Annotated in this window: 11 protein-coding genes; 1 reads left to right on the top strand and 10 read right to left on the bottom strand. The window is 68.7% G+C overall.

Annotated features, from left to right (window positions below):
* Positions 1–74: 74 nt before the first annotated feature.
* The 8 genes from CH42_RS14010 to CH42_RS13975 all read right to left on the bottom strand — a co-directional run bounded on the left by CH42_RS14010 (position 75) and on the right by CH42_RS13975 (position 9121).
* Positions 75–734 carry a TrmH family RNA methyltransferase gene (locus CH42_RS14010; RefSeq protein WP_053353826.1) on the bottom strand — a complete coding sequence of 220 codons (660 nt, stop codon included), beginning with the start codon at positions 732–734 and terminating at the stop codon, positions 75–77.
* A 156-nt stretch (positions 735–890) separates the two neighbouring features.
* Positions 891–1907, bottom strand: coding sequence for a sugar phosphate isomerase/epimerase family protein (locus tag CH42_RS14005; protein WP_053353825.1), 1017 nt, complete (start codon positions 1905–1907; stop codon positions 891–893).
* Positions 1904–2818: a sugar phosphate isomerase/epimerase family protein gene (locus CH42_RS14000; protein ID WP_239684068.1), complete on the bottom strand. Its 915-nt coding sequence runs from the start codon at positions 2816–2818 to the stop codon at positions 1904–1906. The genes CH42_RS14005 and CH42_RS14000 overlap by 4 nt, the downstream gene beginning before the upstream one ends.
* A 199-nt stretch (positions 2819–3017) precedes the next feature.
* Complete coding sequence (locus CH42_RS13995) at positions 3018–4244, bottom strand: substrate-binding domain-containing protein (RefSeq protein WP_053353824.1); 1227 nt, start codon at positions 4242–4244, stop codon at positions 3018–3020.
* Positions 4241–5464 (bottom strand): ABC transporter permease, encoded by a 1224-nt coding sequence (locus tag CH42_RS13990; protein WP_053353823.1) that lies wholly within the window; start codon positions 5462–5464, stop codon positions 4241–4243. Before CH42_RS13990 ends, CH42_RS13995 begins: the two co-directional genes overlap by 4 nt.
* A complete protein-coding gene (locus tag CH42_RS13985) occupies positions 5461–6504 on the bottom strand; it encodes an ABC transporter permease (RefSeq protein ID WP_053353822.1) in 1044 nt (347 codons plus the stop codon). Before CH42_RS13985 ends, CH42_RS13990 begins: the two co-directional genes overlap by 4 nt.
* Positions 6501–8021 (bottom strand): sugar ABC transporter ATP-binding protein, encoded by a 1521-nt coding sequence (locus CH42_RS13980; RefSeq protein WP_053353821.1) that lies wholly within the window; start codon positions 8019–8021, stop codon positions 6501–6503. Before CH42_RS13980 ends, CH42_RS13985 begins: the two co-directional genes overlap by 4 nt.
* Complete coding sequence (locus tag CH42_RS13975; RefSeq protein WP_053353820.1) at positions 8018–9121, bottom strand: Gfo/Idh/MocA family protein; 1104 nt, start codon at positions 9119–9121, stop codon at positions 8018–8020. Before CH42_RS13975 ends, CH42_RS13980 begins: the two co-directional genes overlap by 4 nt.
* A 98-nt stretch (positions 9122–9219) precedes the next feature.
* Between CH42_RS13975 and CH42_RS13970 the strand changes: the two genes are divergently transcribed.
* On the top strand, positions 9220–10404 hold the full coding sequence (locus CH42_RS13970) for an ROK family transcriptional regulator (protein WP_053353879.1): 1185 nt from the start codon (positions 9220–9222) through the stop codon (positions 10402–10404).
* A gap of 126 nt (positions 10405–10530) precedes the next feature.
* Here the strand turns inward: CH42_RS13970 and CH42_RS13965 are convergent, their stop codons facing one another.
* Both CH42_RS13965 and CH42_RS13960 read right to left on the bottom strand, forming a co-directional pair.
* The gene (locus CH42_RS13965; RefSeq protein WP_053353819.1) at positions 10531–11463 is read right to left on the bottom strand and encodes an aldo/keto reductase; all 933 of its coding nucleotides are present in this window, start codon (positions 11461–11463) and stop codon (positions 10531–10533) included.
* Between the two features lie 124 nt (positions 11464–11587).
* Positions 11588–12565, bottom strand: a complete 978-nt coding sequence (locus CH42_RS13960; protein ID WP_053353818.1) for an aldo/keto reductase — start codon at positions 12563–12565, stop codon at positions 11588–11590.
* Between the last annotated feature and the right edge of the window lie 102 nt (positions 12566–12667).

Here is a 12667-nt window from a genome sequence, read left to right as displayed (position 1 = left end):
AATGATGCGCACTCTCGCGCAAAAGTGGTGCGTTCGCGAGCTGTGGATGGGCGCGGGGTGCGCGTCGGGCTCGGTTAGCGCGGGCGCAGGGGCGAGTGCTGCTGCACCCAGCTGTACATCGCCACCGCGGCGGCGGCGGACGCGTTGATCGAGCGTGTCGACCCGTACTGCGAAATCTCGACCACGGCTTCGGAAGCGGCGATCGCCTCGGCGGTGAGCCCCGGGCCCTCCTGACCGAACAGCATGACGCATCGTTCGGGCCAGTCGAACGTCTCCATCGGCACGCAGCCGGGCACGTTGTCGATCGCGATGATCGGTACCCCTTCGGCGCGGGCCCACTCGACGAGCGCCGAGACGTCTTCCCGGTGCTCGACGTGCTGGTAGCGGTCGGTCACCATCGCGCCGCGCTTGTTCCAGCGGCGACGCCCGACGATGTGCACGGTGTCGGCGGCGAACGCGTTCGCGCTGCGCACGATCGACCCGATGTTCATGTCGTGCTGCCAGTTCTCGATGGCGACGTGAAACGGGTGCCGGTGCTCATCGAGATCGGCGACGATTGCTTCCATGCGCCAGTACCGGTAGCGGTCGACGACGTTGCGGGTATCGCCGTGCTCGAGCAGCTCGGTGTCGTAGAACTCCTCGGTCGGCCACGCCTCCCGTCCGCCGGGCCAGGGCCCGACCCCGGAGGTCGAGCGCTCGGCGGTTGGGGTCGTCTCGGGCGCTGCGTCACTCACCCGACGATTCTCCCACGCGGCGGCCGGTGATCCGCCCCTCAGCCTCGTCGCGACCCGCCGCAACTGGGATCGGCGTCACTTTGGGAGGGTGCGATGCCGACAACACCCGCCCAAAGTGACCCCGATCGCAAGAAAACGCGGCAGAGCAGCGCAGCGCTACTGGTTGGAGAACGCTGCGTCGAACGACGCCGTGGGGCGCTGCCACAGCAGCGAGCGGATGCGGGTCACTGCCTCGGCGGCGCCGTGCAGGCGATCCATGCCGGCGTCTTCCCATTCGATCGAGATGGGGCCGTCGTAGCCGATGCTGCCGAGCGCACGGAAGGCGTCTTCCCAGTGCGTGTCGCCGTGCCCGGTCGATACGAAGTCCCAACCGCGGCGCGGGTCGCCCCAGGGCAGGTGCGATCCGAGAATGCCGGATCGCCCGGTCGGCGGGCGCAGGCGCGTGTCTTTGCAGTCGACGTGGCAGATGCGGTCGGCGAAGTCGACGATGAATCCGATCGGGTCGATGCCCTGCCAGACGAGGTGGCTCGGGTCCCAGTTCAACCCGAACGCCGGGTGGTGGTCGATCGCTTCGAGCGCGCGCACCGTCGTCCAGTAGTCGTAGGCGATCTCAGACGGGTGCACTTCGTGGGCGTAGCGCACGCCTTCGTTTGCGAAGACGTCGAGGATGGGCTTCCAGCGCCGAGCGAAATCGGCGTATCCCTCGTCGATCACCGAAGCCGGCACGGGCGGAAACATCGCCACATACGGCCAAATCTTCGACCCGGTGAAGCCCGTCACGACGTCGGCGCCGAGCTTGCGGGCGACGCGTGCGGCGCGCTGCATGTCTGCGGCGGCGCGCTGGCGCACGCCCTCGGGGTCACCGTCGCCCCACACGTAGGGGCGCACGATGGCCTGGTGCCGAAAGTCGATCGGGTCGTCGCAGACCGCCTGGCCGGCGAGGTGGTTCGAGATCGCCCAGACCTTGAGGCCGTAGCGGTCGAGCACGTCGAGTCGCGACTGCAGATACGTGTCGTCTTCGTCGGCGCGCTGCAGGTCGAGGTGGTCGCCCGACGCCGCGATCTCGAGGCCGTCGTAGCCCCACTCGGCGGCGAGGCGGGCCACCTCCTCGAACGGCAGGTCGGCCCACTGTCCGGTAAACAGGGTGACGGGGTGCGATGCTTCGTGCGTCATGATCGGCCGCTCCTTCGCAGCTGGTGGTCGGTCAGAAAATCGTAGGTGATGCGGGCAAGTTCGTCTTGCGATTCGGCGAGCGGCCGCCAGATCGAGGCCGCCGTCGCGATGGTGTCGTTGTTTCCCGTGAAACTTTCGAGGGTGAGCGGGCCGGCGTAGCCGATGTCGTCGAGGGCATCGAAGAACGCATCCCAGTCGGTGTGGTCGGGGCCGGCGGGCCCGCGGTCGGAACCGCAGACCTGCACGACGGCGACGTGCTCCCCCGCGGCCTGGATCGCCGCCGCGGGCGACCGCTCCTCGATGTTCAGGTGGTACGCGTCGAGCGCGAGGCCAACGCCCGAACCCGCACCGAGCAGTGGCGCGAGCGCGTCGAGCGCCTGATCCACCGTGTTGATCAGGCTCGTCTCATATCGGTTCAGCGGCTCGATGGCGAGCGTGACGCCGCGCGCGGCGGCGTAGGCGGCAACGGGCAGGATCGCCTCGCGCAGCGACGCAATCGCCGTCGCACGCTCGGCGGCGTCCATGCGCCACACTCGCCCGGTGCGCGCGGTGAATGGCCCAGCGACGGTCGGAGACCCCACTGCGACAGCGACGTCGACGCAGTGCCGCAGGTATGCCTGGGTGTGCGCGCGGTGGGCAGTATCGAGCAGGTCGCGCCCCTCCCCCATTGCGCCGACGACCCGTGCCCCCATGCCGAGCGTGCTGAGCCGTTCGGCGGCGAGCGCCGGATCCCAGTCGCCGAGACGCTCGACCGGCAGCTCGAGCAGTGTGTACCCGATCCCGAGGGCCCGTTCGGCGATGGCAACCAGTGAGTCATCGTTCAGTGGCGAGGTCCAGACCCAGCTGTTCACCCCAAGATCGCGCACGACGCTCCCCCGAACACGCACACGATCGCTCATACGCTCGCTCATCCGCTCACCCCTTCATAACGTGAATCACACATCTACGCTGCCTTACGAGCGCCCACAGGGCTGACCCGTAACAGCGGAGCCTGTTCGCGGGTGCGAATGCCCCGCACAGACGCATCAAGGTTGGCGCGGCGAAGACGCGCCGGGTTCCCTTGCTTAAGTCTGTGCGGGGCATTCGCACCCGCGAACAGGCGCAAACTGCTTACGGAATCACCCGCTCCTGCCAAACTTTCGGGTACCCGGGCAGATCTTCTCCACCGAATTTGGCGTAGTGTCCGTCGGGCATGCCGTCGTTGCGGTCGAGGTATTCGTCGAGTTCGTCGGCGGTGATGGGCTTCTGCGGCAGCACCCATTCGGTGGGTACTTCTTTGCCGTCGAAGATCTGCTCCATGGCGAGCAGTGGCGTGCGCCACTGGAAGTTGGAGTAGACGGGGGCGAGGCCGGTGAGGCCGGTGTCCTTCCACTTGCGCAGGAAGCTGAGCTCGTCTTCGCCGGTCATGACTGGGTAGTCCTTGCCGGCGTCTTCGAAGGCTTCGATGGCGGCGACGGCGCCGTCGCCGGCGTCCATCCAGATGCCCTGTACGTCACCCTTGGCGAGTTCGTCCGAGATGATTTTCTTGATTTCGGCGGGGTCGGCTCCGGTGAAGTAGTCGACGGCTTCGATGCCGGCTTCGTCGAACAGTTTCTCGGCTCCGGCCCAGCGCTGTTCGAGTACGTCGACGCCGGGGAGGATGCGGAGGGCGACGACCTTGTCTCCCTTGTCGAGGTTGTCGATGAGGAACTCGGCGGTGTCGATGCCCCAGGCGAAGCCGCCGATGGGGTGGATGAAGGTGACGGCGCAGTCGGTTTCGACGCCGCGGTCGAAGACGACGACGGGCTTGCCGGTGTCGCAGGCGCGTTCGACGGCGGGCGTCATTGCCGCGGTGGAGTTAGGTGAGATGATGAAGCCGTCGCAGTTGCCTTCGGCGATGAAGTAGTCGATGTCGGCGATCTGGGTGTCGTCGCTGTCTTTCGCGTCGCGTGTCTCCATCGACGAAATGGCGCCCGATTCTTGCAGCACTTTGAGCTGTTCGTTCATCGTGATCCAGCCGGTTTGGCGCCAGGGGTTCGAGATCGAGGCGTTGGCGAAGCAGACTTTCTTGGCTCCGTCGGAGGCCCAGTCGGCGGTGTCGCGCATTTCGGCGTTGATCATTTGGAGGTAGGGCTGGTCTTCTGGCCCTTCGGGGGTGACGGAGCGCTCCGCGTCTTGCTTGTCGAAGAGTGCCTGGTCGAACCACTGGCCCGAGTCGCCCGAGTCGGTCGACTCGCTGGTTTCGGTGGTGGCGTCGTCTGCCGGGTTCTCCACCGTTGGGTCGGTGGTGCACCCCGCGAGCAGGATCAGCGATGCCGCGCCGACGAGGCTCGCCGTGATGCTCAGCGATCGTTTCATGATCGGTTCTCCTTTGTTTGGTCGCCCCGCGCGGCAGCGTCGCCGGTGGGATCGGGTGACGGGGTGCTCCCCGCCGGGTCTGTGGGTGCCGTGCCGGTCGGGGCGGCGTCGGCGGGGGTGTCGAGTGGTGCGGGATCCGCACCGGCCCCGGCCGCGGCCGCCCCGACGGCGGCGAGCGCCCCGGTCGGCTTCTTGCGGCGTGCGCGGAACGCGGCGCCCGAGTAGGCAACGGCCGCGATGATGATGGCGCCCTGAATCGCGTCGCGCAGGGTTGAGGGCACCGAGGTGAAGTTAAGCAGGGTGAAGAGTGTCTCGAGCGCGAAGGCTCCGGCGAGTGCGCCCCAGACGGAGCCGCGGCCGCCGCCGAGCACGACGCCGCCGAGTACGACCGCGGTAATCGCGATGAACTCGTAGCCTTTGCCGACGGAGGGGTGCACGCCGGCGTAGCCGACGAGCAGCACCCCGGCGATCGTGGCCGAGAGCGATGAGATGACGAAGGCGGCGGTCTTGGTGCGCCACACCGAGGCGCCGGCGAAGACGCCGGCCGCGGGGTTGTCGCCGATGGCGACGAGGGTGCGCCCGAAGGGGCGGCGCGAGAGCCAGGCGGCGATCCCGACCACGCCGGCGAGCACGAGCACGGCCCACGGCAGCAGCCCGATGATCGGTAGCCCGTCGATGCCGCCGCGTCCGATCTGGCGGAACGAATCGGCGGGGTTGCCGGTTGCGGCTCCGCCTGTCCACCACATGACCCCGCCGTAGAGCACGAGCATCATGCCCAGGGTGACGATGAACGATGGCACTTTCAAGAAGGTCGTGACGAGCCCGTTGACGATGCCGACGACGGTGCCGAGCACCAGCAGCAGCACGAGCACCGGCAGCGCTTTCGCGTCGTCTTGCCCGATGAGGGTGCCGGCGAGCACGACCTGAGTGGTGACGAGCGAGCCCTGCGACAGGTCGAATTCACCGCTTACGATCACGAAGTACTGGCCGATGGCGACGATGGCGATGGGGGCGACGCGCTGCATGTAGCGCACGAGCTGCCCGGGCTCCGCGAACGACGGGTTGAGGATCGCCACGGCGATCAGCAGCACGATGAGCAGCAGGTAGACCGCGCCGCGCGGGCTGATGGCCGCACGTACGAAGCGGGCGAAGCCCGAGGCCGATGCGGCCGCGCTGGTCGCTGCGGGCGTCTCGACGGGCCGCGTGAGGTTCGAGGTCATCGCGCACCTCCTTCGCTGGTGACATCGGCGGGCAGCGGGGCCGCCTCCCCCGATCGGGTGAAGCGCTCGCGGCGGGCGACGAGACGCCTGCGGGAGTAGACGGCGACGGCGATCACAATGACCGCACCGCGCACCACGTCTTTCAGGAAGGGGTTTACCTGCAGCACGCTCATGAGGTTGTCGAGCACTGCGAAGATCGCGACGCCGCCGATGGTGCCCCAGATGGAGCCGCGACCTCCGGCCAGCAGGGTGCCGCCGAGCACGACCGCGGCGATCGAGAGTAGGTCGTACCCGCCCTGCGTGCCGACGGTCGGGCTGCCGACGCCGAGGCGGCTGGCGAGCAGCAGCCCGGCGATGCCGGCGAAGACCGAGCAGAGCACGTGCGCCCAGATGAGGGGTCGGCGCGTGCGCACGCCCGAGAGGCGCGCGACCTCGGCGTTGCCGCCGACGGCGAAGAGGTGATGCCCGAAGTTGGTGCGGGCGAGCAGGAACGCGACGACTCCCGCGAGCAGCAGCATCACCACGGTCGACACGGGTACGGGGCCGATGCCGGTGGCTCCGAAGAGCTGGAATGCCCACGGTGTCGACCCTGCGGTGCCCTGGTAGTTCGTGTCGAGGTAGCCCTTGAGCATGAGCCCGACACCGAGCGTCGTGACGAAGCCGTGCACCTTCAGCACGGTGACGATCACTCCGTTCGCGAGCCCGATGACCGCGGCGACGGCGAGCGCGAGCAGCACGCCCGGCAGCACCATGCCGGCTTGGCCGTTCATCGTCTGCGCGGCGATGAGGCTGGTCAGGCTCACGACGTAGGGCACGGAGAGGTCGAGCGATCCGCCGAGAATCACGAGAGTCTGGCCGATCGCGACGAAGCCGAGCACGCTCATGCCGGTGAGGATGTCGCGGATGCTGCCGGCGCTGAACAGGTTGCGGCCGACCGTCGCGACGAGGATCGCGCTCAGCGCGAGCACCACGATCAGCGCGATGAACACGATCGCGGTGGTGTCGAGGCGCTTCAGGCGCGCGGGCAGTGCGAGGCTCATGCGGCTCCCCGTTCATCGGCGGCGCCCGTCGCGAGCGCGAGGACGGTTTCTTCGGTCGACCCGGCGGGGAGTTCGCCCGCGATGCGGCCGTCGCGCATGACGAGCACGCGATCGGCCATGCCGATGACCTCGGGCAGCTCACTGGAGACGAGCAGGATCGCCACGCCGCGCTTCGCCAGCTCGCGGATGAGCTGGTACACGGCGACCTTTGCGCCGACGTCGATGCCGCGGGTGGGCTCGTCGAGCAGCACGACACGGGGTTCGGTGGCGAGCCACTTCGCGAGCACCACCTTCTGCTGGTTGCCGCCCGAGAGCGCCTGCACCTCTTGGTTCGGTCCGCGGCTCACCAGTTCGAGGGCGTCGAACACCCCGGGAATCGATGCGCGCTCGGCGCGCGTGCGGCGCGGGAAGACGCTGCGGATCGCGAGCAGGGCGTTGTCGAGAATCGACTGGTTCAGTGCGAGGCCGGTGCGCTTGCGATCTTCGGTGACGAGCGCGACGCCGAGCCGCACGGCCTGCCGCGGGCTGCGAATGGTGCGCGTCGCTCCGGCGAGCTGCAGGGTGCCGCGGGTGAAGGGCTCGGCGCCGAAGATCGCTTCGACGAGCTCGGTGCGCCCGGAGCCCTGCAGCCCCGACAGCCCGACGACCTCGCCGGCGCGCAGGTCGAGATCGATGCCGTCGAGCTGCGTGTTGCCGCCGCCTCGCACACGCACCATCGTCTCGCCGACGACGGTGCCCGGCTCGGGGTCGGGGAAGAACGCGCTGATGGGCCGGCCGACCATGCGCCTGACGAGCGTGGGCTGATCCAGCGCCGCCGCCGCGTCGCTCGAGACGAGCGAACCGTCTTTCATCACCGTGATGGTGTCGCAGAGATCGAAAATCTCTTTCAGGCGGTGCGAGACATAGAGAATCGCGACGCCGCGATCGCGCAGACGACGAATGACGCGGTACAGGATCGCCACCTCGTGATCGGCGAGCGCCGCCGTGGGCTCATCCATGGAGATGACCCGGGCATCGACCGAGAGCGCCTTGACGATCTCGACGATCTGCTGCTCGGCAACGGTCAGGCTGCCGACTTGCGAATCGGGGTCGATGCCCGAGATACCGAGATCGTCGAGCAGGCTGATCGTCGCGCGGCGCATGGCCTGCGTGTCAATGAAGCCGCGTCTGCGTGGCTCGCGGCCGAGGAAGACGTTCTGGGCGACGGTGCGATCGGAGAGCAGGTTGAACTCCTGAAACACCGTCGCAACGCCTGCTGCTGCCGCATCGACGGGGTGACCGAAGTCGACGCTCGCGCCGTCGAGCTGCACGTCTCCACCATCGCGGCGATACACCCCGGCGACGATCTTCATCAGCGTCGACTTGCCCGCGCCGTTCTCGCCCACGAGCCCGTGCACGGTGCCCGGCAGCAGATCGAGCGAGATGCCGTGCAGCACCTCGACGCCGAAGAACTGCTTGCGAATGTCGCGAACGGAAAGCACGGGTGCAGTCACGGTCGCAGTGGGTGCCTCGCTCATTCCGCACTCACCTCCACCCAGGTTCCGGATCGCGCGGACTCGAGCACGGCATCCGTGATGATGGCGGCCCGCAGGCCGTCGCGGAAGGTGGGCAGCCCCTCAGGCGCCTCCCCCGCGACCGCCGCGTAGGCGTCGGCGATGAATCCGTTGAAGGCGTCTTGGTAGCCCTGGGCGTGACCCGCGGGAACGTTCGACAGTCTTGCCGCGTCTGCGGAGAGCGTCTCGGGGTCGCGCCGCAGCAGCAGGGAGCCGGCTCGGCGGCCGACCCAGAGCGTCTCGGGATCCTCTTGCGCGAACCGCACGCTCTCGTCGGCGCCGGCGATCTCGAGCACCAGAGCATTCTTGCGGCCGGGTGCGACCTGCGAGATGAGCAGCGACCCGATGCCGCCGCCGGCGAGCTCGATCGTCAGGGCGACCGCGTCTTCGGTGTCGACCGGCTGGCCACCCCGCTCCGCGTGCACCGTGCGCGTCGTCGCGACGAGACGGGTGATGCGGTCACCGCTCACGAACTCGAGGAGGTCGACGAGATGCGATCCGATATCTGCGAATGCCCGCGACGGCCCGCCGGCATCTGCCGCGACTCGCCAGTTGTCGTCGCCGGCGCCCAGCAGCCAATCTTGCAGGTACCGCCCAGAGATCGTGAGCACGGCACCGGCCTCGCCGCTGGCGATGCGTGCGCGCGCCTCGCGCACCATCGGGTGGTAGCGGTAGACGAACGGCACGGCGGCGACGCGCTGCTGCTGCTGCTCGGCGAGTGCGACCAGCTCGCGGGCCTCGTCAGCCGAGGTGGCGAGTGGCTTCTCGCAGATGACGTGGGAGCCGGCGAGCAGCGCCGCGCGTGCATACGCAGTGTGGCTCGTATTCGGCGTGCACACGTGCACGATGTCGAGTGCTTCTGCGAGCAGGTGCTCGGGGGTCGACGCCCGTGCGTAGCCGAGTTCAGCAGCTGCGATCTCCGCCCGCTCGGGTCGTGAGCTGGCGAGCACGTCGAGGCGTGCGCCGGCAAGGCGGGCTGCGGTGGTGTGGGTGCGAGCCATGAAACCGGCGCCGAGCATTCCGACGCTCGGTGACCAGCGAGACTCCTTCGTCTGCGGGGACATGTGACTATTGTGTTTCCACATTCCCCACTTTTGTCAACTTTTCTGCATAAGTAACCAAACCGTTACCGAAGTTCGTGTTGTGCTTTACTGAAAGCGTGATCGTGCCATCTCCCTCATCCGGACCCGGAACCTCCACCGCCGGCGGGCTCCTGCAGCTCTTCCGCGATGGCAAGCCGCGCACGCGGGCGAAGCTCGCGCAGATCACCGGCCTCTCGCGCCCGACCGTGACGCAGCGCATCGATCAACTCATCGACCTCGGGCTCATCGCCCCCGTCGCCGATGCTGCTTCGACCGGCGGGCGCCCCTCGGCGCAGATCGCCTTCAACCCGCGCGCACGCGTCGTACTCGCCGCCGACCTCGGCGCTCTGCACGCGCGCGTCGCCGTCACCGACCTCGACGGCGAACTCCTCGCCGAAGCCTCCGAGCCCCGCGAGATCGCATCAGGGCCCGAAGACGCGATCACCTGGATCCTCGACGCCGCCGACGAGTTGCTGCCCGGGCTCGGCTACGACGTCTCGCACGTCGCCGGCGTCGGCATCGGCGTGCCAGGCCCCGTCGAATTCTCGACCGGGCGCCCCATCAACCCGCCCATCATGCCCGGGTGGGATCGCTTCGACATCCCCGCCGCCATCCGCAGGCGCATCGACGCACCCGTACTCGTCGACAACGACGTCAACATCATGGCGCTCGGCGAGCTCGCCACGTCATGGCCCGGTGTCACCGACCTCATCTTCGTGAAAGTCGCGAGCGGCATCGGCGCCGGCATCATCTCCGGCGGATCGCTGCGCCGCGGGGCCAACGGCGCCGCGGGCGACATCGGGCACATCGCCCTCGCCCGGGCGACCGACACCCCCTGCCCTTGCGGCAATCGCGGTTGCCTCGAGGCCGTGGCGTCGGGACGCGCGCTCGCGACCGCGCTCAGCACCGCCGAAACTCCACTGCACCGACCGAGCGAGGTCGTCGCACTCGCGAAAGCAGGCGACGTCGGGGCGATCCAACGCATTCGCCAGGCCGGGCGCGACGTCGGCGAGGTGCTCACCGCCTGCGTCAGCATCATGAACCCGTCGGCGATCGTCATCGGTGGCACCATGGCGCAGGCCGCCGAGCACCTCGTCGCCGGCGTGCGCGAAGTCGTCTACGCGAGGTCGATCCCGCTCTCGACCGAGCAGCTCACCATCGCGCCGTCGCGCGCCGCCGGCAACGCCGCGATCTACGGCGCAGCGCAGCTCGCGATCGACGCCGCGCTCGCCCCCGAACGCATCACGGCCGCCCTCGGCGGGTAGAGGGTCGGCGGCAGTGCCGCCGCGCAACCCATCTTGCGAGCGGGGTCACTTTTGGAGTGGGTCGCGCCTCGCGCACCCTCCAAAAGTGACCCCGCTCGCAGTGCACAGCCGCAGCCGCAGAGCCGCCTACGGCACCGTGTAGCCGGCGGCGCGGAAGAGTTCGTACCACTCGGCGCGGGTCAGCGTGATGTCTGAGCCCTGCGCTGCGGCGGCGACACGATCGGGCGACGTCGTTCCCAGCACCACCTGCATGCGCGCGGGGTGACGCGTGATCCACGCCACCGCGATTGCCTCAAACGGCACCCCGTACTGCGCCGCGAGGCGGTCGATGACCGCGTTGAGTTCGGGGTAGCGATCCGACCCCAAGAACGGGCCGTCGAAGAAGTTCGCCTGGAACGGCGACCACGCCTGCACCGTGATGTCGTTGAGGCGGCAGTAGTCGAGCACGCCGTCGTCGCGGGTCACCGACTGCGGCAAACCCTGCATGTTCGCGGCGACACCCTGCGCGATCATCGGCGAGTGCGTGATCGAGAGCTGCAGCTGGTTCGCGACGAGTGGCTGCGTCACGTACTTGCGCAGCAGGTCGATCTGCCGGGGCGTGTGATTCGAGACACCGAACGCACGCACCTTGCCCGCAGCCGAGAGCTCGTCGAAGGCGCGAGCGACCTCTTCGGGTTCGACCAGCGCGTCGGGGCGGTGCAGCAGCAGAATGTCGAGGTAGTCGGTGCCGAGAGCTTCGAGCGAGCCGTGCACGGTCTCCATGATGTGCTCGTAAGAGAAGTCGAAGTACGGGCCGTCGGTGATGATGCCAGCCTTTGACTGGATCACCCACTGCTCGCGCTCGGACGGCGTGAGCCGCAGCGCCTCGGCGAAGCGACGCTCGCACCCGTGCACCGACGAGCCGTAGATGTCGGCGTGATCCAGAAAGTTGATGCCCGCATCACGAGCCGCGCTCACCAGCGTGCGCACCTCATCGTCAGATTTCTCCTGGATGCGCATCAGCCCCAGCACGACATCGGAGACGGTCAGGTCGGTTCCCGGCAGTGTGAAAGTCCGCATGCGGCTCACCCTACCGAACGCGCGAACGCCCCGAAACCCGTCGCATGCACGGGGTCGGGGCGTTCGGGTGAGAGTGTGCGGGATCAGCGGGCTGCGCCCGCTCCACCCGTTTCGAGCTGAGCGATCAGGCGGAGGCCGCCGTGAGCGCCGCCAGCTCGGCCGCGTTCAGCTCGAGCGAAAGCGACGCGAGCAGCGCGGGCAGCTGCTCGAGGTTGCGCGCACTCGCGATCGGGGCGGCGATGGTGGCCTGCTGGCGCAGCCACGCAAGCGAGACCGTGGCAACCGGCACACCGTGCGCTTCGGCGGCGGCGTCGAGCGCCGAGAGCACCTCGCGACCGCGATCGTCGAGGTAGCCGGCGGCCTCCCCGGCACGCGGGCTCGCACCGGCCGCGGTCGCGTCAGCGGCGTCGCGGTACTTGCCCGCGAGGAAGCCCTTGGCGAGCGAGAAGTACGGGAAGACCGAGAGCTGCTCGTCTTCGGCAACGGCGCGGAGGCCATTCGCCTCGAACTCGCGCTCGACCAGGTTGTAGTGCGGCTGCAGTGCCACCGGCAGGTGGTAGCCGCCCGCCCGTGCGATCCGGAACCACTCGGCGATGCGCTCAGCCGTGTAGTTCGATACACCGATGGCGCGAATCTTGCCGGCGTCGACGAGCTCCGAGAACGCGGCGACCGTCTCTTCGAGCGGGGTCTCGGCGTCGTCGAAGTGGGCGTAGTAGAGGTCGATGTGATCGGTCTGCAGACGCTGCAGCGAGGCGTCAGCGGCCGCGCGCACGTTCGCCGCGGCGAGGCCCGAGAACTGCGGGTGCGTCGACACTTTCGTGGCGAGGGTGATCGAATCGCGGCGACCGCGGCCCGCGAACCACTCGCCAATGATCGTCTCCGACTCGCCGCCCGAGTTGCCCGGCGCCCAGTGCGAATACCCGTCGGCGGTATCGACGAAGTCGCCGCCGCCCGCGACGAACGCGTCGAGCACGTCGAACGAGGTGGCCTGGTCGGCCGTCCAGCCGAACACGTTGGCGCCGAGCGCCAGCGGTGCGATCTCGAGGTCGGAGGATCCGATGCGGGTCCGTGCAGCAGTTGCGTTCGGTGCAGCCTGAGTCATGAGGTCTCCTTCGCGTGTCGGGTCACCGTGCGGTGCGTCCACTCGACGCTAACAGCGGAGGCTGCGCCCGCATTCCGATGTGACGCCGCGCGGCAGAGGTGC

The organism is Leucobacter musarum subsp. musarum, from assembly GCF_001273845.1.
Lineage (GTDB): Bacteria > Actinomycetota > Actinomycetes > Actinomycetales > Microbacteriaceae > Leucobacter > Leucobacter musarum.
The sequence above is the reverse complement of the archived record's forward strand: the minus strand, read 5'-3'. Positions and strand labels throughout refer to the sequence as shown.